At 66.7% G+C, this 22,444-nt stretch carries 15 protein-coding genes and 2 pseudogenes; 10 read left to right on the top strand and 7 right to left on the bottom strand.

Translation table 11 applies throughout. The features are described 5' to 3' along the window. The first annotated feature begins 47 nt into the window (after positions 1-47). From rmuC to GGR62_RS12745, 4 genes are all read left to right on the top strand, one after another. Entirely contained in the window at positions 48-1,631 is a 1,584-nt protein-coding gene (gene rmuC / locus GGR62_RS12760) for a DNA recombination protein RmuC (RefSeq protein ID WP_184408267.1), read from the top strand. A 302-nt stretch (positions 1,632-1,933) separates the two neighbouring features. Further along, positions 1,934-2,329: a hypothetical protein gene (locus tag GGR62_RS12755; RefSeq protein WP_184408266.1), complete on the top strand. Its 396-nt coding sequence runs from the start codon at positions 1,934-1,936 to the stop codon at positions 2,327-2,329. A gap of 84 nt (positions 2,330-2,413) precedes the next feature. Beyond that, a complete protein-coding gene (locus GGR62_RS12750) occupies positions 2,414-2,965 on the top strand; it encodes a glutathione peroxidase (protein ID WP_184408265.1) in 552 nt (183 codons plus the stop codon). Between the two features lie 231 nt (positions 2,966-3,196). After that, positions 3,197-3,769, top strand: a complete 573-nt coding sequence (locus GGR62_RS12745) for a hypothetical protein (RefSeq protein ID WP_184408264.1) — start codon at positions 3,197-3,199, stop codon at positions 3,767-3,769. A gap of 188 nt (positions 3,770-3,957) precedes the next feature. Here GGR62_RS12745 and GGR62_RS12740 read toward each other — a convergent pair whose 3' ends face one another. From GGR62_RS12740 to GGR62_RS12715, 6 genes are read right to left on the bottom strand one after another with little or no spacing between them, the layout of a single operon-like run. After that, positions 3,958-5,007, bottom strand: a complete 1,050-nt coding sequence (locus GGR62_RS12740) for a VacJ family lipoprotein (protein WP_184408263.1) — start codon at positions 5,005-5,007, stop codon at positions 3,958-3,960. Positions 5,008-5,017: 10 nt separating this feature from the next. Beyond that, entirely contained in the window at positions 5,018-5,317 is a 300-nt protein-coding gene (locus GGR62_RS12735; RefSeq protein ID WP_184408262.1) for an STAS domain-containing protein, read from the bottom strand. Continuing rightward, positions 5,307-5,969 carry an ABC transporter substrate-binding protein gene (locus GGR62_RS12730; RefSeq protein WP_184408261.1) on the bottom strand — a complete coding sequence of 221 codons (663 nt, stop codon included), beginning with the start codon at positions 5,967-5,969 and terminating at the stop codon, positions 5,307-5,309. Before GGR62_RS12730 ends, GGR62_RS12735 begins: the two co-directional genes overlap by 11 nt. After that, entirely contained in the window at positions 5,966-6,499 is a 534-nt protein-coding gene (mlaD, locus tag GGR62_RS12725) for an outer membrane lipid asymmetry maintenance protein MlaD (RefSeq protein WP_184408260.1), read from the bottom strand. The genes GGR62_RS12730 and mlaD overlap by 4 nt, the downstream gene beginning before the upstream one ends. 11 nt (positions 6,500-6,510) lie before the next feature. Next, positions 6,511-7,260 (bottom strand): MlaE family lipid ABC transporter permease subunit, encoded by a 750-nt coding sequence (locus tag GGR62_RS12720; protein ID WP_184408259.1) that lies wholly within the window; start codon positions 7,258-7,260, stop codon positions 6,511-6,513. Beyond that, on the bottom strand, positions 7,260-8,054 hold the full coding sequence (locus GGR62_RS12715) for an ATP-binding cassette domain-containing protein (protein WP_184408258.1): 795 nt from the start codon (positions 8,052-8,054) through the stop codon (positions 7,260-7,262). The genes GGR62_RS12720 and GGR62_RS12715 overlap by 1 nt, the downstream gene beginning before the upstream one ends. Before the next feature lie 146 nt (positions 8,055-8,200). On the opposite strand from GGR62_RS12715, the pseudogene GGR62_RS12710 reads away from it, so the two are divergent. The 4 genes and pseudogenes from GGR62_RS12710 to GGR62_RS12695 form a co-directional block, all read left to right on the top strand. Continuing rightward, positions 8,201-8,590 (top strand): annotated as a pseudogene (locus tag GGR62_RS12710) (autotransporter domain-containing protein); the annotation flags it as partial. 229 nt (positions 8,591-8,819) lie between these two features. Beyond that, on the top strand, positions 8,820-12,224 hold the full coding sequence (gene recC / locus GGR62_RS12705) for an exodeoxyribonuclease V subunit gamma (protein WP_184408257.1): 3,405 nt from the start codon (positions 8,820-8,822) through the stop codon (positions 12,222-12,224). Then, positions 12,221-16,263, top strand: a pseudogene (gene recB / locus GGR62_RS12700) (exodeoxyribonuclease V subunit beta). The gene recC and the pseudogene recB overlap by 4 nt, the downstream one beginning before the upstream one ends. A gap of 181 nt (positions 16,264-16,444) precedes the next feature. After that, complete coding sequence (locus GGR62_RS12695) at positions 16,445-18,805, top strand: AAA family ATPase (RefSeq protein ID WP_184408255.1); 2,361 nt, start codon at positions 16,445-16,447, stop codon at positions 18,803-18,805. A 765-nt stretch (positions 18,806-19,570) separates the two neighbouring features. On the opposite strand, the gene GGR62_RS12690 is transcribed toward GGR62_RS12695, so the two are convergent. Then, complete coding sequence (locus tag GGR62_RS12690; RefSeq protein WP_184408254.1) at positions 19,571-19,903, bottom strand: hypothetical protein; 333 nt, start codon at positions 19,901-19,903, stop codon at positions 19,571-19,573. A 296-nt stretch (positions 19,904-20,199) separates the two neighbouring features. Between GGR62_RS12690 and GGR62_RS12685 the strand changes: the two genes are divergently transcribed. After that, positions 20,200-20,775: a hypothetical protein gene (locus GGR62_RS12685; protein WP_260305923.1), complete on the top strand. Its 576-nt coding sequence runs from the start codon at positions 20,200-20,202 to the stop codon at positions 20,773-20,775. Positions 20,776-21,326: 551 nt separating this feature from the next. Continuing rightward, the gene (locus tag GGR62_RS21450) at positions 21,327-22,139 is read left to right on the top strand and encodes a peptidoglycan-binding domain-containing protein (protein ID WP_326520260.1); all 813 of its coding nucleotides are present in this window, start codon (positions 21,327-21,329) and stop codon (positions 22,137-22,139) included. The last annotated feature ends 305 nt before the right edge of the window (positions 22,140-22,444 follow it).

Below are 22,444 nucleotides of genomic sequence, written 5' to 3'. Positions count from 1 at the left end.
CACGCCACTGACGCAGCTGGTGCGACCGACACCGCTACACTGCGCGCATGTCATCCGAATCCCTGATCCTTCTCGGACTGCTCGTCGTAGTCCTCGTGTTGCAGCTGATCGCATTGCTGCGACGCCCTTCCACCAGCGGCCTGGAGCTGGCGCTGCGCGCCGAGCAGCGCGACGGCCGCGGCGAATTGCGCGAGCAGCTCGAAGGCCTGGCGCGGCAGCAGGACGGCCGCCTGGAAACCTTCGCGCGCAATCTCACCGAACTGTCCACGCGTACCGATCAGCGCCTGGACCTGTTGCGCGACGCACTCGGCGAAGACGCACGCAAGGCGCGCGAAGAAAGCGGCCTTGCGCAACAGCGCACCGGTGAACTGCTCACCCTGCGGCTCACCGAACTGCGCACCCAGCTGGATGGCTTCGGCCAGCAGCAGGAAACCCGCATCCAGGTGTTCGGCCAGCAGCTGACCGAACTGATCGCACGCACCGACACCCATATGGCCGCCCTGCGCGACGCGCTGGCCGAAGATTCCCGCAAGGGACGGCAAGAAGCCGGCGAGTCGCAGCAGCGCTTCACCGAGGCCCTCGGCCAACGTCTGACCGAACTCACCCAGCGCAACGAACTGCGCATCGGCGAAATGCGCGCCACCCTGGAACAACAGCTGGCCAACCTGCAGAACGACAACGCCAGCAAGCTCGAACTGATGCGCGCCACCGTCGACGAAAAACTGCAGACCACGCTCAATACGCGGCTGGATGCCTCCTTCAAACTCGTCTCCGAACGCCTGGAACAGGTGCAGCGCGGCTTGGGCGAAATGCAGCAGCTGGCCACCGGCGTGGGCGATCTCAAGCGCGTGCTGAGCAACGTCAAGGACCGCGGCGGCTGGGGCGAAGTGCAGCTGGAAAACATCCTCGAGCAGACGCTGACGATGGAGCAGTACGCGCGCAGCGTGCGAGTCAAGCCCGACAGCGCCGAAGCGGTGGACTTCGCGATCCGCCTGCCGGGTCGGGGCGACGACACGGTGGTGTGGCTGCCGGTCGATGCCAAGTTCCCGCGCGAGGACTACGAACGCCTGATCGATGCGCAGGAAAAGGGCGACCTGGACGCGATCAAGGCGTCGACCGCGCAGCTGGAACGCGCCATCCGCATCCAGGCCAAGTCGATCAGCGACAAGTACGTCTGCCCGCCGCAGACGACCGACTTCGCGGTGATGTTCCTGCCGACCGAGGGCCTGTACGCCGAAGTGATCCGTCGTGCCGGCCTGGTCGATCTGCTGCAGCGCGAACATCGGGTGGTCCTGGCCGGCCCGACCACGTTTACCGCCCTGCTCAACAGCCTGCAGATGGGCTTCCGCACGCTGGCGATCGAGAAGCGCTCCAGCGAGGTCTGGCAGGTGCTGGGCGCGGTGAAGAGCGAGTTCGGCAAATTCGCCGGTATTCTCGAAAAGGCCGAGCGGCAGATCACCACGGTCGGCAAGAGCCTGGGCGAAGCCAGCCGCAAGACCCGCACCATCGAACGTCGCCTGCGCGGCGTGGAAACCCTGTCCAGCGAACACTCCCAGGCGCTGCTGGACGATGCCGGCAACGACGACACCGGCAGCGGCAACGACGACGACAGCAGCGACGAGCAGGAATAAGCAGGATCGCGCCAAGCGCGAGCGCCTGCGCGTGGGTTGCCAGGGCCTGCTCGCAACACAGCACATGCCGCTGTGACACAAGAGCTGTCACCAAGGCCGTAACCTTTGGTCTGGCAGGCGCGGGCTGTAGAACGCTGGCAGGGAGCGACCGACGACGTCGGCAGCGCGCCCGGCTTCCTGCACGTGATTGCGCCGCCAGCAGCGGCGCCGCGCCTACGCCTTACCCAGCACCGACGCCAAGCACACCACGCAGACATCGCCAACGCGATGCTTGCACGCACCGTGTCCAACAAGAGAGTGCCATGTCGAGTCGATGGATCTGCGCAGTGGTCTGCGCGCTGCTGCTGACCGCATGCAGCAACACACCAACGTCCCCCTCCGGAACGTCCCCCTCCGGTTCTGCAGCACCTGCAGCGCAACCACCGCGTGGGGCCTCCGCCGATGCTGCCGAATGCACGGCAAAAGGCGGGCAACTGCGTCCGGTCGGCCGCATGCAGACGGTACGCTGCGTGGTCCCGTACGCCGATGCCGGCAAGGCCTGCACCGACAACTCCGACTGCAGCGGCGATTGCCTGGCGACCAGCATCGTGCCGACCGGCACCGCCACCTCGGGGACCTGCCAGCGCGACAGCGACCGCTTCGGCTGCCGCCAGGAAGTGGTCGGTGGCCTGGGCCAGGCGGCGTTGTGCATCGACTGATGGGCTAGGCGGGGAACGCCGCTGCATCGCTCCCCGCGCGCCCAGCGGTTTATGCTCTGGCTCTTCCGCTAACAGGACGCGCCGATGAGCCAGAGCATCCACGACATTCCCCTGACCACCATCGACGGCGCGCCCACCACGCTGGCCGACTATCGCGGCAAGGTGCTGCTGGTGGTCAACGTCGCCTCCAAGTGCGGACTGACCCCGCAGTACGAAGGTCTGCAAGCGCTGTACCGCGACAGGCAGGCGCAGGGGCTGGAAGTGCTGGGCTTTCCGGCCAACGACTTCAACGGCCAGGAACCCGGCAGCGAGTCCGAGATCGCGCAGTTCTGCCAGCTCACCTACGACGTCACCTTCCCGATGTTCTCCAAGATCGCCGTCACCGGTGCGGACATCCATCCGCTGTACCAGGCGTTGACCAGCGCACAGCCGCAAGCCACCGGCGACGGCCCGATGCGCGAGAAACTGGCCGGCTACGGCATCGCGCCCAACCCGGCACCGGGCGTGCTGTGGAACTTCGAGAAGTTCCTGATCGACCGCGATGGCCAGGTCATCGCCCGCTTCGCTCCCGACGTCCCCGCCGGCGATGCACGCCTGCGTGAGGCGGTGGAGACGGCATTGAGCACGCGTAGGTGATGCGCCGGCTGACAAACGCCTAGCGGCCCATCGTCCTTTCGACCGTTGTTTACCTGTTGCTGTGTTGCACCGAAGGGGCAAGCACATCGTAGGATTGGAAATCCCACGACCCATCAAGGGCGATGAGCGCATCAGGTTCCTGCTTTCAAGCAACGCGGTCTGATGGCGAAATGCGTGCTTCAACCCGACTACCGAATAGTCTGCGGCAATGGAAAGTGGAAGGATCCCTCGATGGACGACGACCTCACCCAGCTTTTCGATCGTTCCAACATCACGCGCACCGCATCTGCCGAAGAGATTTCAGCCGTCGAGGCGCAGATCGGCCCGCTGCCGCCCTGCTACAAGATCTTCGCGCGGACATTTGGCTACGGCACGACCAACGGCCTGTTCGTCATCGAGATGCCATTCAGCATGTTCGGCAGTGACGGCCTCCTCGTCCGAGGCGTCGAAATCCACGATGAGGTGCATTCGCTCGTCGACGCCTACCGGGAAGACGGCATCGAAATCGGCGATCTCGATTGCCTTGAACCCGATGACGACGAAAGCCGTCCCGTCGCCCGCTTTTTCGACGACCTTCGCTTCTACGGCAGCAGCGTCAATGGTGAGTATCTGTGCTGGCGGCGCGACCAGGACGAAGGGTTCACGTTCCATCTCATCGACCGTGCCTGCTTCTCGATCCGTTTTGCCGGAACCAGTCTCATCGAATTCATCCGCAAAACGCAGACGAACGACATAAAAACGTTGCTGGGTTCCGGTTACCAGGCACTGCCGCGCACTTTCGAAGGGGCGGTGGCCGAGCGCTGACTACAACGTCATCCAGGTCTTCTGCGCACCGGGGGTCTCAGCGGTTCAAGGACTGAAAACACGGAGCGATGAAGGCCGCGTGGTGGCACCCACTCACGGAAGTCATCATCTGCACGATGCCCACAAAGCAAAAAGCCCGGGATCGCTCCCGGGCTTTCGTATTCACTGCAAACCGCACTCTCGACCGATCAACGAATCCACTGCGGGATCGGCATCGCATCCACCGGCACGGTGCTGTCCTTGTCCTCGCGCAGATAGTCGGGCAGCTCGTTGTTCTTTTCGCGATGGCTGCGCAGGTCGCGCACGATCTGGTAGTTGCGGCGTTGCATCCACGCATCACGGGTCAGCGCATATTCGTCCGGTGCCTGGTCGCGTAGCGAATCCAGCGACATCAGTTGCGAACGTGTGTCCACCAGCTGCAGGCCCTGCAGGGCGAAGCGCACACCGCTGTCGTCGACCTGGCGCAGCGGCGAGAGCGGAATGTCGCCGCCCAGGCCGAAGGTGTCGCGCACGGTGCGCGGGCCGAACAAGGGCAACTCGAAGTAGCGCGAGTTGCGCCAGCCCCACACCCCCAGGGTCTGGCCGAAGTCTTCGCTACGGCGCGGAATGCCGGCCGCACTGGCAGGGTCGAACAGACCCGCCACGCCCAGCGTGGAGTTCATCACAAAGCGTCCCAACGACTGCACCGCGAACACCGGGTGGCCCTGCAGTAGCTGATTGACCATGGTCAACGGCGTGCCGAGGTTGTCGAAGAAGTTGGTCACGCCCAGGCGCGCCGGTTGCGGCACCACCTTGGTGTAGGCGGTGGCCAACGGACGGGCCACGCCACGGTCCACCGCCATGTTGAAGCGGTGCATGCCGCGGTTGTAGCGCTCCCAGGGGTCGTAGGAGGGGGCTGCGCCCAGCGGCACCGGCGTTCCGTCGGCACCGGCTTGCGGGGTGCTGGTGCCGTACAACGCGGCGAAGTCGTCTTCGGCGGACGTGGGCGTGCCCGGTGCATCCGGACCGGCAGCGGCACCGGCTTGAGCGGTGGGCGCGGCGGCTACGGCGGCCGGCACCGTATCGGGCGCTGCGACACCGGCTGCGGCCGGTTGCGCGGTCACTCCGGCGTCGTCGCGCACCGGCGCTGGGGCAGGGGCGGCGGCACTGGCCGGCGGCGGAGCGGATTTCGGCGCCTGGCTGGCGCAGGCGCCAAGCAGCAAGCAGGCCAACAGGGAGAGGGGACGAAGCAGGGTCATGGGGTGGCGCTCAGGCCTGAAAATCGAAGGTAGGGGACAAACGGTAGGCGGCGCGTAATTCGTCCAGACCGGACGCCTCACCCACCACCGTGACGGGACCGGCACCGGTGCTGCGCACCCGCGCAGCCAGTTCGGCCAGCATCGCCACGCCGGCACTGTCCAGGCGTTGTACACCTGTCAGGTCCAGCGTGCGAATGCCGTCCAGCTGCGCGACGGCCTGCGGCCAGGCCGCCGTCACCGCGTCACGGTCGAGCACGCCGGTCAGGACCAGCGCCTGGCCATTGCGTTGCACGGTGCTGTTACTTGCCATTGGCCGGTGCCGCACCGACCTGCAGGTTGCCGCTGCGCAGCTCGGCGGCGACCTTGGCGATGCCTTTCTCGCGCAGCGGGCCGTCGAACTGGGTCTTGAAGGTCTGCACGTAGGAAATGCCTTCGATCATCACGTCGAAGATCTTCCACTGGCCGCCGGTATTGCGCATCAGGTAATCGACCGGGGTCGGGTCGTTGCCGGCGCGCAGCAGGTCGGTGGAGACCTTGACGCCGCGGTTGCCCGGCAGCGGGCTCTCGGACTTGGCGCGGAAGGTCGGCTTGCCTTCGAAGTTGAGCAGCGCGGTGCCGTAGCGCTGCATCAGGTTCTCGGCCAGCGCGTCGGCAAACAGCTTGACGTCTGCATCGGACGCGCCACGGCCATGCACGCCCAGCACCAGACGGGCGGAATAGTCGCGGTCGAAGGCCTTGTTCAATTCGCCATTGATGTACTGGCGCAGGGCGGCCGGGTTGGCACGGAACTCGGCGCGGCGCTGGTCCAGCGTGCCGAGGATGCGGGTGCTGCTGTCGATGACGGTCTTGGTCGCGGCGCCCTGCGCGGGCGCGCTGGCGGGAGCCGGCTGCGCCAGCACGGTGGCCGGTGCGCTCACCAGCAGGGCCGAGGCCAGGAGGGCGGAAAGCAGGGTGGTTTTCATTGGTGCGGTTCCGTAGAAGGAGAAGCGGTCTGGGCAGGCGCGGCGGCCTGGCCGTCGGCGGCCGGCTTGTCGCCGCCGCCACTGAACATGTACTTGCCAACCAGCTGCAGCAAATCCACTGCCGGCTGGGTGAAGCCGATTTCTTCGCCCGGCTTGAGCGTTTCCGGGTCGCCGCCCGGTTGCAGCCCGATGTAGCTTTCGCCGAGCAGGCCGCTGGTGAAGATGCCGGCCGAGGTGTCGGCGGGCAGATCCTTGTATTTAGTATCCAGCGACAGCGTCACCACCGAGTCGAACTTGGTCGGGTCCAGGCTGATGTCCGACACCTTGCCGATGGTCACGCCGCCGATCTTCACCGGCGCCTGCGGACGCAGCTGGCCGATCTGGCTGAAACGCGCGATCAGCGTGTACTGGCTGGAACCGAAGCCCCAGCGCTGGTTGGTCGAGGCCACCGCCAGCACCAGCAGCGAGGCCAGGGTCAGCAGCAAAAAGGCGCCGACGGCGAATTCGAGTCGTGGTCCACGCATGGCCATAGTTATTCCACTCACCTAAACAACATTGCAGAAAGGACGAAGTTGAACATCAGCACCAGCAGCGAGGCGTTCACCACCGCGCGGGTGGTGGCGATCGAGGTGCCTTCGATGGTCGGCTCGGCGTGGAAGCCGACGTAGGCCGCCACCAGCGCCGCAGTGCCGCCGAAGATCGCCGACTTGAGCATCGCCACGCCAAAGTCGTCCCAGAAATCCACGCTGCCGCTCAGGCCCGACCAGAAGGTGCCGTTGTCGATGCCCAGCACGTGGACGGCTTCGAAGTAGCCACCGGTGATGGCCAGCGAGCAGAACACCCCGGTCAGCAGCGGCACCGTCAGCACCGCCGCCCAGAACCGCGGCGCCACCGCCTTGGCCACCGGGTCGATGGCCATCAGCTCCAGCGCCTTGATCTGGTCGGTGGCGCGCATCAGGCCCAGCTCGGCAGCGATCGAACTGCCGGCGCGGCCAATGAACAGCAGCGCGGTCAGCACCGGCGCCAGCTCGCGGTACAGCGACAGGCCCAGCAGCGTGGACAAGGCGTCCGATGCGCCGTAGGTAGTCAGCGTGCGATAGCCCTGCAGGGTCAGCACCAGGCCGACGAAGGCGCCGCCGACGGCGATGATCGGCAGCGAACGCGCGCCGACCTTGTAGATCTCGCGCACCAGCTCGGCGATGAAATCGCGCGTGGGCACCGAGCCGCGCAGCACGGTCAGCGAGAACAGCCCGGCGCGGCCGAAGGCGCGGATCGATTCGACCATGGCCATCAGGCAGCACTCCGGTCGCGCCGTGGCGCGGCATCGAAGGCGATCGGGCCATCCGGCTGACCGTGCAGGAATTGCTGCACCAGCGGATCGGTGCTGTCTTGCAGTTGCGCCGGCGTGCCGGCGAACACGATTCCGCCATTGGCGATCACCACGGCCTGGTCGCAGATCGGCAGCGTCTCGTGCACATGGTGGCTGACGATGATGCTGGTCAGGCCCAGGCTGTGGTTGAGGCGCTGGATCAGCGCCATGATGACGCCCGAGGCGATCGGGTCCAGCCCGGTCAGCGGTTCGTCGTAGATCATCAGCGGCGGGTCCAGCGCCAGCGCGCGCGCCAGCGCCACACGCCGCGCCATGCCGCCGGACAACTCGCGCGGCCACGCATCGGCGGCGGCCAGCAGCCCCACCGCGTGCAGCTTCATCTGCACCAGGCGTTGCAGCACCGGTGCCGGCAGGCGGGTATGGGTGCGCAGCGGCAACGCGACGTTGTCGGCCACGCTCAGGTCGGTCAGCAAGCCATTGCCCTGCAGCAGCACGCCGACACTGCGGCGCATCTCCAGCAGCGCGCGACTGCCACGCGGAATCGCGTTGCCGAACAAGGTGACCGTGCCGGCGACCGGGCGCAGTTCGCCGGTCAATGCGGCCAGCAGGGTGGACTTGCCGCTACCCGAAGGACCGAGCACGGCCGTGATGCTGCCGCGCGGCACGTCGAGCGAAACGTCGCGCAGGATGCTGCGACCGCCGCGATCGATGCGGACACCGGACAACTGCACGACAGGAGATGCGGACGCCGTCATCGAAGCCTTTAACAGAATTCCAACGCAATAGAGTAGCTGTCACACGGCTGAACATAACCGAACCGCCGCGTGCAGTATTGTCGCATGACCGCTGTACCGAAGCAGACGATCAGGGTGCCGCAGATGCAACGGGCCGTCTCATGCGTGACGCAGCGCGATATTCGACTGCGGGCTATGTCGAAGCGGGGTCGGGACGACATGGCTGTGGTCACTCACCACCGGCAACCTGGGTCTGCGTCTGTAACGCCGCCGCGCGGTCAGCTGGGGACGGCTGACCCCGCTTGTTGCGGGTGGAATACCAGCGCGATTTGTCCAAGGGCCGTGGCGATGCGACCCTGAGCTATGCCGACCTCACTGGCGGCCCGTTCCATCGTGTACGGCAGAGTGCGTTCGATCGCAACCGTTTGATGGTGGGCATCGGCGCGGCGTTGCTGAGCGAGCAGGGCCTGTCGACACGACGGAAATACCGCGGGATTCCCGATGGCGACAACAACGACGATCAGACCGGGATGATCACTCTGGAAAAGAAATACTGATCGCGCTCTGACCTTGCCATGCTTCTCCCGGCAGATGGCGAATAGCGTTGCCTTCCTTCTCCCGCCTGGCGGGAGAAGGTGCCCGAAGGGCGGATGAGGGCGTCGCGCGTCGCCGGCAGACGTTCGGCCGCCGCCGCGACGCTTCGCTGGCCGTGCGGCGGCGGCGATGCATGGCTGGCACTGCGCCAGACGGCGCAGCACGGCCGCATCCGGCACAATGCATGCACGCATGCACGCCCCTTCCGCGCCCGATTTTCGTCTCTATCCGTCCAATGCGCTGGATACGCTGGCCGCCTTGCTCGCGCAGGAGTTGCGCCAGCCGATGCCGGAGCAGCCGTTGCTGCAGCCGGAGGTGGTGCTGATTCCGCAGGTGGCGATGCGGCGTTGGCTGCAATCCACGCTGGCGGCCGAGCACGGCGTGGCGGCCAATCTGGAATTTCTCACCCCCGGCGAATTCGTCGCGCGGGCGCTGGAGTGCAACCTCGGCCCGGCCGACGACGATCTGGACATGGCGACCACGCAGTGGCGCCTGTATGACGCGTTGCAGGCCGATCTGGGCAGCGATGCGGCGTTGGCGCCGTTGGCCGGATATCTGTCCGATGGCGATGCGCTCAAGCCGTGGGCGCTGGCCGGCGAATTGGGCAACGTGTTCGAGAAGTACCAGGCCTGGCGACGCGACTGGTTGCTGCGCTGGGAAGGCGGCGCCGACCCCGACGATCCGCAGGCGCGGCTGTGGCGCAGCATCGCGTCCGGGCGGCAATACCGCGCGCGCCGCATCGGCCAGTATCTGGATCGCCACGCGCGCCCGGACGGTCCGTTGCCGCAGGGCTTGCCCAAGCGCCTGTTCGCCTTCGCCATCTTGAATATCTCGCCCGACGTGCTGCGCGTGCTGGCCACGCAGGCGCGCGTGGGCACGCTGCATTTCTATCTGCCCACGCCCACGCAAGGCTATTGGGGCGATCTGCAGACCTTGTGGCAGCGCCGGCGCGAAGACGGCGCGGTGCAACTGTTCGTCGATCAGGTGCAGGAAAACCCGTTGCTGCAGGCCTGGGGCGCGGCCGGGCGCGACTTCATGGCGTTGGTGGGCGACTACGAGGTGGTGCATCCGCTGGCCGAGATCGCTGCCTACGCCGATCCGCTGGAGTCCGGCCGTCGCGCGCTCGCCGACGGCGGCCTGGGCGACAGCCTGCTGCGGCGGATGCAGAGCGATCTGTTCCATCGCCGCGCGCCCGCTGTGCCTGCGCTGTTGTCGGCGGTGAATCTGCACGACCCCAGCGTGCAGGTGCACGCCTGCCACACGCGGCTGCGCGAGCTGCAGGTGCTGCACGACCAACTGCGCGCCTTGCTCGACGACACGCGCTTCGACCCGCCGCTGCAGCCGCGCGAGATCGCGGTGCTGTCGCCGAACATCGACCCGTACGTGCCGTATCTGGATGCGGTGTTCGGCAGCCATGGCAACGACGACGCACTGCCATACGCGCTGGCCGATGCCAGCCCGTTGGCGAGCGAGCCACTGGCGGAAGTGTTCCTCACCTTGCTCGGCTTGCCGATCGCGCGCTTCGGCCTGCATGAAATTCTCGACCTGCTCGCCAGCGCGCCGATTGCCGACGCTGCCGGCCTGGACGAAGCGGCGCTGGAACGGCTGCGCGGCTGGCTGCACGCGGCCGGCGCGCGCTGGGGGCTGGATGCGGCGCATCGGTCTCAGCTGCTTGCACCGAGCGACGATGCCTATACCTGGCGCTTCGCGCTGGACCGGCTATTGCTTGGCCATGCCAGCGGGGCCGAGGACGACATCGCCGGTGTGGCGCCATGGCCGCAACTGGAAGGCAGCGCGCTGGCCGCGCTCGATACGCTGCTGCGATTGCTGCGCGTGCTCGAACGCCACCAATCCGTGTTGGCCGAAGCGATGACACCGGTCGAGTGGCGCGAGCGTCTGCTCGGCCTGCTGGAGGCGCTGATTCCCAAAGCGCCCTCGGCGCCGCGTGCGCAGCGCGCGCTGGACCGGCTGCGCACACTGATCGACCAATTCGCCCGCGACGCAGCGCGCGCCGAGTACGCCGGCAAAGTGCCCGCCGACGTCGTGCGTGCGCATTTCGCCGCGGTGCTGGGCGAGTCCGACACGCGCGCGCCGCTGCTCACCGGCGGGATCAGTTTCGGCCGCATGGTGCCGATGCGCCTGCTGCCGTTCCGCGTGATCTGCCTGCTCGGCATGAACGATGGCGACTTCCCGCGCCGCGACCCGGCTGCCGGGCTCAATCGGCTCACCGCCGAGTTGGGCACCGAGCGTCGTCGGCACGGCGATCGTTCGACCCGCGAGGACGACCGCTTCCTGTTCCTGCAGTTGTTCGCCTCCGCGCAGGAGGTGTTCTACCTGAGCTATCTCGGCGCCGATGCGCGCGATGGCAGCGCGCGCGAACCGTCGGTGCTGGTCAGCGAATTGCTGGGCAGCGCCGCGCAGTACCACGCCGATCCCAAGGCGATCGACATGCTGGTGGTGCACCACCCGCTGCAGCCATTCGCCGCCGCCGCCTTCGGTGCGCTGGGCGAAGATGGCGCCGACCCGCGCCGCTTCAGTTATCGCCGCCAGTGGCGGCCCGCGGTGGACAGCCTGGTCGGGCAGCGCCAGGCGCTCGCACCGTGGGTGGCCGCTGCGTTGCCGGCAGACGACAGCGCGGTGCCGACCAGCCTCTCGATCGACGCATTGCGCCGCCTGTTCGCCGACCCGGCCGGGCAGTTCCTGCGCCATCGCTTGGGCATGCGCTTGCCCGATCCGGCCGGCGAAGACAGCGATCTGGAACCGCTCGTCGCAGCGCCGCGTGGATTGGAGCACTACAGCTTGCAGCAGCATGCGTTCGAGGCAGTGCTGGCCGGCGCGACCGATGGCTTGTACGCGCGTCTGCGTGCCCGCGCGCTGCTGCCCTCTGGCCCGTTGGGACGACGTGACCTGGATGCAATTTTGACAACCCTGCGCCCGTACGCAGAGGCATTCCGGCAGTGGCGGGGCCAGGTGCCGGCGCAGTCGCGCCTGTTGCACGTGCAGATCGGCGATATCGACGTGCACGGCCGCGTCCCCGGTTGGTATGCCGGCGGCGTAGGGCGCGTGCAGGTCGGCCAGCTCAGTGGCCGCAATGTGATCCGCCACGGCCTGGAATGGCTGCTGCTGCGCGCCGCCGGCGAGCACGTACCGTACGTGCGTTTCTTCGAACACGACGATGGCCTGGGCCCGCATCCCATCGACGCCGAACCGCTGTCGCAACCACAGGCACAACGTGCGTTGGCCGAGCTGCTGCAGCTGTATCGTCATGGCCTGCAGACACCGCTGGCGTTCGCGCCCTACAGCAGCTGGAAATATCACCAGGCCGCGCGCAGCGACGATCTGGACAAGGCCATCAAGGACGCCGCCGGGCAGTGGCAATCCAACTTCGGCTGGAGCGAATCGCACAGCCCGGAACTGCGCCTGGTCAATCGCGGCTGCGACCCGTTCGCCGATGCGCAACGCTTCGCCGATTTCGCCACCACCAGCCATCGCGTGTACGACCTGCTCGAACGCGGCAACACCGATGCGGTACTCGATCCGGAACGTCTGACCGAAAGTTGGCGACACTGGCATGGCACGCAGGACGATGCCGAATGAACGCCCTCTCCGATCCGTATCTGCACCTGCCGCTGCACGGCGTGCGCCTGATCGAGGCCAGCGCCGGCACCGGCAAGACCTTCACCCTGGCCACGTTGTTCACCCGGCTGGTGGTCGAGCGCGGGCTGCGCATCGGCCAGATCCTCGCGGTGACCTTCACCGAAGCGGCCACGCAGGAATTGCGCCGTCGTATCCGCGAACGTCTCGTGCTGGCCGCAACGCTGGTCCCCGATGCCGCATTGGCGTTTGTAGAAGCGGCCCCGGTCGCGACCGAGCCGACTCCACTGCTGGCGACCGACGCTCCACCGTCGTCCCTGGGCGCAGCTTCGGCCGCACATGAGCTGACTCCAGCGCGTGTGGGCGATACGCCATCGCCTTCTGCAGGAGCGGCCCTGGCCGCGACCGACCTCGCCAACAACCCGTCACAGTCGCCAACCCAAGACCACCCAGCCCCGCACGGACAGGAACCACCCGACGCCGTCCTCACCCGCACCATCCTCACCACGCATCTGGCCAGCGGCACCGAAACACCCGCCGCCTTACGCCGCCGCCTGCAACAGGCGGTGGAAGAAATCGACCTGGCGGCCGTGTTCACCATCCACGGCTTCTGCACACGTGTGCTGCGCGAACATGCGCTGGAAAGCGGCCAGGCCTTTGCCGCGCCGGAACTGCTTGCCAACGACCGCGAACTGCTTGGCGAAGTCGCCGCCGATCTCTGGCGCCAGCGAGCCGCCGATGCGGCGATGGCCGAAGACCTGATTGCGCTGTGGTCGGGCGGCCCCGATGCATTGGCCAGCGATCTGCGCGCGCTGGTGCGCCATCCAACGCTGCTGCCGGCCAAGGCCACGACCACCGACGATTCCGCTGCGCTGCTGCAAGCCGTGCAAGACGCCAGCGCCGCATTGGCCGCTGCATTCCAGGCGCACGGCACCGCGTTTTTCGAAACCATCATGTCCGCCATCGATGGCGGCATCCTGAGCAAGGTCAGCTACAAGCCCGAGTGGTTGACGGCGTTATGGCACTGGTTCGACAGCTTCGCCGCCGCGCCATCGGTCAACACCGCGCCGCACGCCAAGCTGATCAAACTCACCGCCGCGGAACTGGCCGCCGGCACCAACAAGAAGTTTATCGATCGCACGCCGGCCTCGCCGATGAGCCACGAGATCGATGGCTATCTCACTGCATTGGCCCGCGTCGAAGAATGGCGCACCCGTCGTCGCATCCGGCTGCTGCACGAGTTGCGCGACGATGCCATCGCACGATTGGCATTGCTCAAGCGCCAGCGCCGCGTGCAGACCTACGACGACCTGGTCGATGGCGTCGCACACGCGCTGCAAGGCGAGCAGGCCGACGCCCTGGTCACACGCCTGCGCGCGCAATACGCCATCGCGCTGGTGGACGAATTCCAGGACACCGACGACCGCCAGTGGTCGATCTTTTCCAACGTGTTCGGCCAAGGAAAACGCGCACGCGACGCCGGATTGGCGCCGGCGTTGTTCCTGATCGGCGACCCCAAGCAGGCCATCTACGGCTTCCGTGGCGGCGACGTGCGCACCTATCTGGCCGCTGCGGTCACCGCCGAACGCGCCCCGCCGCTGAGCCACAACTTCCGCTCGCGCCCCGGCGTGCTGGCAGCCATTGATGCGCTGTACGCGCAGGCCGGCTACACCGACGCCTTCCTCACCGACGGCATCGCCTTCCATCCGGTGCAACCGGGCACCAAACGTCTCGATGCCGACCTGCAATGCGACGGCGCTATCGCACCGGCATTGACGCTGTGGCGCGCGCCGGAACCGCCGCCGCCGACCAAAGGCAAGCCCAAACCCTGGAGCGCCGGCCGTGCCCGCGAGCTGGCCACCGCTGCCTGTGTCGCGGCGATCCGCCATTGGCTGGCCGGTGGCCGCGACGGCACCGCCACCATCAACGCACGCCCGGTGCAGGCCGGTGATATCGCGGTGCTGGTGCGCAGCCACGGCGAGGCCACGCGCATGCAACAGGCGCTCGGTGCCGTGGGCATCCCCGCCGTAGCCGCGGGTAAGCAAAGCCTGTTCGCCACCGACGAAGCGCTGGAACTGCTCGCCCTGCTGCAGGCCTTGCTCGACCCCGGCGACGACAGCCGCCTGCGCGCCGCCCTTGCCACCGTGCTGATCGGCGAAGACGCCGCCGCCATCGCCGCGCTTGCGCACGACGGCGAGCGTCATCGCCGCTGGCAGCAACAGGCGCTGGACTGGCGCGAGCGCTGGCAGCGCGGCGGCCCGCTCGCCCTGCTGGGCGACCTGGGCGCCGCGCACGGGCAACGCCTGCTCGCCCTGGTCGATGGCGAGCGCCGCCTCACCAACTACCTGCAACTGGCCGAACTGCTGCAGGAAGCCGACGCCCGCGCGCTCGGCCCGCACGGCCTGGTCGACTGGCTGTCGCGCCGCATTGCCAATGCAGACAAGGAAGACGAAGCCCAGCAGCTGCGGCTGGAATCGGACGCGCGCCGCGTGCAGATCGTCACCCTGCACAAGAGCAAGGGCCTGGAATATCCGCTGGTGTTCCTGCCGTATATCGGCGTCGGCCGCAGCGACAAGGGCGCCGGCCGCCATTGCGTGGTGCATGCGCCGGAGCTCGGCCGCCAGCTGCATTGGAAGACAGACAAGGAAGACCCCACCTGGAGCGCGGCCGAAGCCGCCTGGAAGCAGGAACAACGCGCCGAAGACGCCCGCCTGCTCTACGTCGGCCTGACCCGCGCCGAGCACGCGCTGTGGATCGCCAGCGGCCCGTTCCACCAGCACGAGCGCACCGCACTGTCCGGCATGCTGCGCGCGCTCGACGCGCTGCAGGGCGCGGCCGGCGAGGGCGCAGTGCTGGTCGACACGTCCACGCCGCCCGCCACCCTGCCGCGCCTGCCGCCACCGCTCGAGGCGCAGGTGCCACCGGCGCGCACCCCGCAACGGCATATCGCACCCGAGTGGTGGGTCTACAGCTTCACCCAGCTGGCCAACGCCGATGCCGGCGCCGCCACCGACCCGATGGCCAGCGCCACCGTGGTCGGCAGTGGCGGCAGCGACGAGCCGTCCGGCAGCGAGGCGATCGCGGTAGCCGCCGAGGTCGACACCTTCGACCCGCGCTTTGCCGGCAACCGCTTCGGCGTGGTGATGCACGACGTGTTCGAACGCTGCGACTTCGCCGCCTGGCAAACCTGGCGCCCCGGCCTGCCGGCACCCGAGGGCCAGGCCGCCGCCATCCTCGAGGCGCTGCAACGCGGCGGCTACGCCCAGGACGAACTGGACGACGGCCTGACCATGCTCACCGCCCTGATCGGCCACACCCTCACCGTCGCCCTGCCCGAAGGCACCACCCTGGCCGCCGTGCCCGAGCCACAGCGCCGCAACGAGATGGAATTCCACTTCGCCATGCGGCCCACCCGCGTCGAGGCATTGCTCGCATTGCTGCATCGCTTCGGGGTGGTGAGCGACCGCCAGGCGTTCGGTGCGCGGCAGCGGCTGGAAGGCCTGATGACCGGCCTGATCGACCTCACCTACACCGTGGACGGCCGCTGGTACGTGCTCGACTACAAGTCCAACCGCCTGCCCAGCTACGACGCCGATGCCCTGGCCCGCGCCATGGCGCACAGCGAGTACGAGCTGCAGGCGCTGATCTACACCGTCGCCCTGCATCGCTGGCTGCGCTTCCGCCTGGGCGAGGCCTACGACTACACCCGCGACTTCGGCGGCGTGCGCTACCTGTTCTGCCGTGGCTTGGACGCGGCCCGCGCCACCGCAGCCGAGCTTGGCTCCGACAGCGACGCCGCGCCCGGCATCCACGCCTGGCGCTTCGACCCAGCCCTGGTGGACGCCCTGGACGCCCTGTTTGCCGGTGCTTCTGCAGCGCCCCTTTCGACGGCGCAGAGGGATCCAGGCACGACCGCTGCAGGAGCATCCGCACCATGACCCCATCGCCCCCGCCATGCGTCGACCGCTGGCTCACGCGTCCCTCCCATCGGGAAAGGGCACGGGGTGAGGGTACGTCCGCAACCGGGACGCCCACCCCATGACCCAACGCAACCTGCCGGAGCCATGGCACCCCCGCAGCTCGCTCGCGCTTCCCTCCATTCGGGGCACCCAGGCAGCGCCTGCGTGCCACCGGCGCGCTTGGTCTGGAGCGTCCGCGCTGCAAGCGCAGGCCAGGGCGCGGAGCGGCTGCCAGGCAACGTCCTGCGTGGGAACCCCCGCCCCATGACCCACCCAACGCTTTTCAGCGCGCTGATCAAAGCCGACGCTCTCCGTCCGCTGGATCTGGCCTTCGCCCAAACCCTGCAACGGCTCGCCCCAGACACCGACTCCCTGGTGCTGGCCGGCGCCGCATTAGCCTCCCTGGCAGTCACCAGCGGCCACGCAGGACTCGACCCGACGCGCGCGGCCATGCTGCTGGACCCCCGCACCGGCCCACCACCGCAACTGCCAGACCCCGCCGACTGGCAACGCGCCCTGGCCGCGTCGCGCTGGGTCGACCAACCCAATCCCGCCGCCCCCGCGGCCGCCGACTGCCCACTGGTGCTCGAACACGGCCTGCTCTACCTGCGTCGCTACCGCGAGTACGAACGCCGCCTGGCGCTGGGCCTGCAACGCATCGCCGCCCAATCGCCGCCCCCATTCGACGCAGCCACGCTGGCGCCGTTATTCGCCCAGCTATTCCCCAACCCCGCCGTCGCTCCTCCGCCTGCGGGAGAGGGTGCCCGCCTGCAAAGGCGGGATGCCGAAGCGAACCGCGACGCCGGCCCGGAGGGCGTGCCGCAGGAGCAGCACATCACGGTGGGCGAGGGCACAGACCTGCTGCCCGAGCCATCCATCGACCGCCAGGCCCGAGCCGCAGCCCTGGCCCTGCGCCGCAGCCTGCTGCTGGTCACCGGCGGCCCCGGGACCGGCAAGACCACCACCATCGCCCGCCTGCTGCTGTTGCGCATCGCCCAGGCGCAGGCATCCAACACCCCGGTCCCACGCATCGCCCTGGCCGCACCCACCGGCCGCGCCGCCGAGCGCATGGCCGAAAGCCTGCGCCTGGCCATCGCCCGCGCCATCGCCGACGGCATCCAGCTCCCATCCACTGCCAGCACCGCCCCTCACGGGCAAGCGACAGGGCCAGCAAACCCCGCTGTTTCCCATCTCCCGCAAGCGGGAGAGGGTGCCCGGGGCCAGCCGTCCACCTGGGAACCCCTCCTCCCCACCAGCGCCAGCACCCTCCACCGCCTGCTCGGCGTCATCCCGGATTCGCCGAATTTCCGCCATAACGCCGACAACCCGCTCCCTTTCGACCTGATCGTCGTCGACGAAGCCTCCATGGTCGACCTGCCGCTGATGTGCAAGCTGGTCGAAGCCGTCGCCGATGGCACCCAACTGATCCTGCTCGGCGACGCCGACCAGCTGCCTTCGGTGGAGGCCGGCGACGTGCTCGCCGCCATCCTGCAGGCCGCCGGCCCCGGCGACACCCTGCAGCCGCACGACGCACAGGCGCTGCAACCGCTGCTCGGCGGCGCGCCCGACCACACCACGCCCCCGGGCACCCACAGCGGCGGCCTCACCGGCCACCGCGTGCATCTGCTGCGCGGCTACCGCCAGGCGCACGACTTCGCACTCGCCCCGTTGGCCGACGCCATCCGCACCGGCGACGCCGACACCGCCCTGGCCCTGTTGCGCAGTGGCGAACTGGCCGGCGTGCATTTCCACGAAGACGGCGAAGACCCGCTGGCCCTCGGCCGCGACGCCTTGCTCGCGCACTGGCGCGCGCTGGCCGATGCACACGACCCCGCCGCCGCCCTGCGCGCGGCCAGCCGCCTGCGCCTGCTCACCGCCGTACGCGCCGGCCCGCAAGGCGCGCGCGGCCTCAACGCCCGCATCGAACAACTGCTCGCCGACACCGGCTCCGGCGCCCGCCGCCTCGGCGGCGCCTCGCCCTGGTTCCAGGGTCGCCTGCTGCTGATCACCGAAAACAGCTACCGCCACGGCCTGTTCAACGGCGACGTCGGCATCTGCCTGCGAAGCGAAGCGAGTCCCTTTTCGGGGCGAAGCGAAGCGAGTCCCTTTTCGGGACGCAGCGACACAAACGCTCCCTCGGAGCGCAGCGACGCGAGCACCGCTACAGCGCGTAGCGAGGCAGCTGGGTCTTCCGGCGGCACCGCAAACCGCGGCGACCCCGCCGCCGCCGACCGCCGTGCCCAAGGCGCCTTGGTCGCCTGGTTCGAAGGCGACGGCGACGGCCAGGTGCGCGGCTTCCACCCCGCCGCACTGCCCGCCCACGAAAGCGCCTTCGCCATGACCGTGCACAAGGCCCAGGGCAGCGAATTCGACGACGTCTGGCTACAACTGCCCACCCGCGACGCCCGCGTGCTCAGCCGCGAACTGCTCTACACCGGCATCACCCGCGCCCGCCGCGCCCTGCACCTGGCAGGCAGCGAAGCGGTCATCCGCGCCGCGCTCGCCCGGCATGCCGCGCGCATCTCGGGCCTGGCATGGCGGTTGGGTGCGCAGCAGCAGGGTGCATCCGTCACGCAAGCCACGGAACCATCCACTGTCACGCCGGTGCAGGGGTCGTTGTTCTGATAAAGGCGTTCACCGAGCAAGACGCAGTTATCTGAAATTTTCGGATAACGGCCGCCGACGGCAAGAGCCATGGAAAACACTCACATCGCATCTGCAACGTATCTGGCGGAGTGCGGCTTACGCGTCACGCATCGCTCCGAAACAGCGCTTGTCGTCAGCCAGCAAGGCGATCGCACCTGAGGTTGCTCGAAGCGGATGGCGGATATCGCCTGACCTTATGCGAGGCCGTGGCTGGGCCGGGCGAAGGCGACAGCCGTCTGGTCGCAGCGTCGGGGCGTTATCGCAGGTCATGCCGGCAGCGATCGGGAGAGCCTGGCAGGCCGAATTCGCAAGCCAACGCTCGGCGCCACGCGCCGCGCCCCAAACGCGAGGTCAGGCGATCCACCTGACCTCGTCCGCCGTCTGGCAGGCCGGGCGGCTTACTTGGCCTTCTTTTCCTGCTTGGCCGCGCGCTTTTCCTTCAGCGTCTTGGCCGGCTCTTTCTTCTGGCTCTTTTTCTGGTCCATCCCCTTGCTCATGACACCCTCGTAGTTGCTGGATTGATCGGTTGGGCAGCGCCATGACCCTGGCGTGCCTGCGCACTGTAAGGCTTGCGCGCGCTGGATGGCAGGGGAGAGCGGGCGGGGCGACGGGCGGTGCCCCAGGCTTGGCGTTTTCTCGGGGGCGGCGCCGGCAGCCGAGCGGTGCGGCCGGCAGACCCAACAACAAGAACGCCCGCGTGCGACCGTGAAGGTCGGCACGCGGGCGCCGGTGACAGCGGCGGCCTTACTTGGCCGGCACGCGCTGGTACTGCTCGCCGCCAGTATTGAGGTGGCCGTTGCTCTCGTCGATGGCGAAGTTCACCGTCTCGCCATCGTTGCTGACCTGCAGCGCCCCGTCCTTGTAGACCGCCGGGTAGCTCTCGGTCTTGGGTTGGCGGCTGAAGAACTTCGGCGTGGTGCTGCGGACCATGAAGGTCTCGCCATTGCGCTCGATGTCCATCGTCTCTTCCTGCGTCTGCACATTGACCCAGTGGCCGACGAACTTCTCGCCCTCCACCTTGGCGCAACCGCTCACCAGCAGTGCCGCGGCCAGCGCGGTGCCCATCCACTTCATCATCGTGTGTTCTCCAGTTGAGGCTGCGGCGAGGATGGCGGGTGGGGGATGTATGGGAGGTCAAGGACCAGGAGTGCTCCCAGGGACAAAAAACTGCCGCTGCTTCGGATGCGTAATTGGGAACGACGCGCTCTGCCACGTCTGATGACGTGTCAAACCCGATCTGACTTGCCAACCGCTTAGGGACAAGCAGAAGCTAGTGATGCCGCCGCCAGCCTTCTGACGTTCGGCTTGAGCCATGGGTAAGCTGAGGTCGTCTTGAAGTAGCCGTCAAGATGGGCCTTTGAGATGCCACCGCCATGAATAAAGGAAGCATGATGAGCATGGGTGCCTGTCACTTGAATCCATATATCGCCTTTGCTGCGGTGCTTTGTATCTCAATGGCGGGATGCACTTCGCCCGCCCGGGCGGTCGCCCCACAGCGCGAGCATCCGAGACAGAACAACGAGAAAACGTCGGTCGCTTGCCCCTCGAAGGATTTCAGCATTTTCCTTCAGCGCTATGCCGATGTTGCAAACGATGACGTACGTCGCCGCTTCACGGATGATCCGCTGGAGTATGAGGTCCCGACTCACACTGTCGAAGAAGAAACTGCGTCATCACCGGACACGCATATCTCCAAGCAGAAAGGCCCGTCTCGGCTTCAGTTATTCTCCTACCGGTACTTCAAAGAAGCAAAAATATTCGATCAACTAGCCGCTGGAAGAAGTAAGCCTGAGCCAAAAAGTGAGGTTGGCTCTCAGGTCTCCGTAGAGGTGACTGCCAATGAGGGGCGCAGGGTAAATTTCGGCATGGAATATGAAGTGGATACTTATGTGTTCGAGAAGCGTAGAGGCTGTTGGTACCTAACGCGGGCTATTAATCTCAGAGACTGACAAGGAGTTAGGATATGGCAAGCCAGGATGCTGGACAGCAGATACCCTATCGCGTCATTCAACTCGAATGGGATGCTGAAAAGGGAGATCATAACGAGGCTGTCGGAAGCTTCGACGAGTTGGTTACACACCACCCCAAAAGCAACAGTGATGCTCATCTGGTCAACGGCAAAGTCGTTGGTGGTCAAGCAGGCCGTACGCTGGGAGTGGTTGGCGGTGAAATCCAAGAGATCGAGGTCTCCAAGGCAGGGATGGACTATGGCCTTCGTCCTGATCAGGTATTGCTGAAGAAGGACTTCATGCTTGAGGATTCCAGATTACCTACTGGGCCTGCTTCAAGGTCGCTCGATGTTCCTTCACCCGTTGCCGGCGTGGTTGGTACCGTCAATCCGTCGAAGGGTCTGGTGGATGTGCTGGATCGGGAAGGCGGTGATGTCATCCTCCGTGTCCGGCATATGTCGCCACTCCATGTAAAAACTGGTGATCAGGTTGAGTATGGTCAGGCGTTAGGCGTGCAGAACAAGCAGGCAACAGGAGCAATTCACGTACATATGGAAGTGGACAGTCGTTTTTACCAGCACTACGAGAACTACATAGGCGATTTGGTCAGCGGCCGTCTGTCGATCGATGCAGAAAGGCGGGATCGTGGCATTGAACCCAGGCCGTTCGTGGATGACGGAACAATCCGCATCGGTGAATCGTCTGAGATGGTTCGGAAGGTGCAGCAATCCTTGAATGCCGAAGGGTATCGCGGCGCAGACAATCAGCCACTTCAGGAGGATGGTGTCTACCGCCTTTCGATGCAGGCAGCAGTGATCAACTACCAGCAGGCGCATGGCCTCTCTCAAACAGGCGACATCGACCCCGCGACATTGCAGCAGATTGCTCCGCGTACCTTCCCGCCCGAGCTGAATCGGGAAGATCACAATGCTGCGCCAACCTATCGCAATATCCAGGGCGCCGTGCCCTCGCAAGATCCGCTACATCGTCAGGCCGAAGAGGCCGTGCGCCGCCTGGAGCAGAGCCTTGGCCGCGACTATGACGACAACAGTGCTCGGCTGGCGGCCAGCAGCGCCCACTTGGCCAAAGCGAACGGACTAACGCAGATCGACCACGTCGTGTTGAGCAATCAAACAGCGTCCGTGGGACGGGGCGAAAATGTATTTGTGGTCCAGGGCGCATTGGATAACCCCGCTCATCTGATGGCGCACATGAAGACGAGCGACGCTATCGCCCAGCCTGTGGAGCAATCCCTTTCGCAGCTGCAGACACTGAGCGAAACGCAGCGGCAGCAACAAGCTCAACAGCAAAGCCAGCAGCAGGACCAACAACAGTTGAGTGCGCCACAACATCGAATGGTCTAAGCAGCTGAGAATTTCGTCTGGCAGCTTGACTCAGTGGCCGACGAATTTCTCGCCCGCCACCTTGGAGCAATCGCTCACCAGCAGTGTTGCGGCCGGCGCGGTGCCCATCTACTTCATTATCGTATGTTCTCCAGTTGAGGCTGCGCCGAGGATGGCGGGTGGGGGCATGTCTGGAAGGTCAAGATGTATTAGACGAGGCCTTCGAATGTGAGCGCTGATGAGGTTAGAAAAAGTCAACCTGACCCCGTTACTCGGAAAAAGTCAACCTGACCCCGTTACTCGGACCCCGTTACTCGCCTGGAAGA

It is taken from the genome of Xanthomonas sp. 3075 (assembly GCF_014197275.1).
In the GTDB taxonomy this organism is placed as follows: domain Bacteria; phylum Pseudomonadota; class Gammaproteobacteria; order Xanthomonadales; family Xanthomonadaceae; genus Xanthomonas; species Xanthomonas campestris_B.
This window is presented reverse-complemented; position numbering and strand designations above follow the sequence as displayed.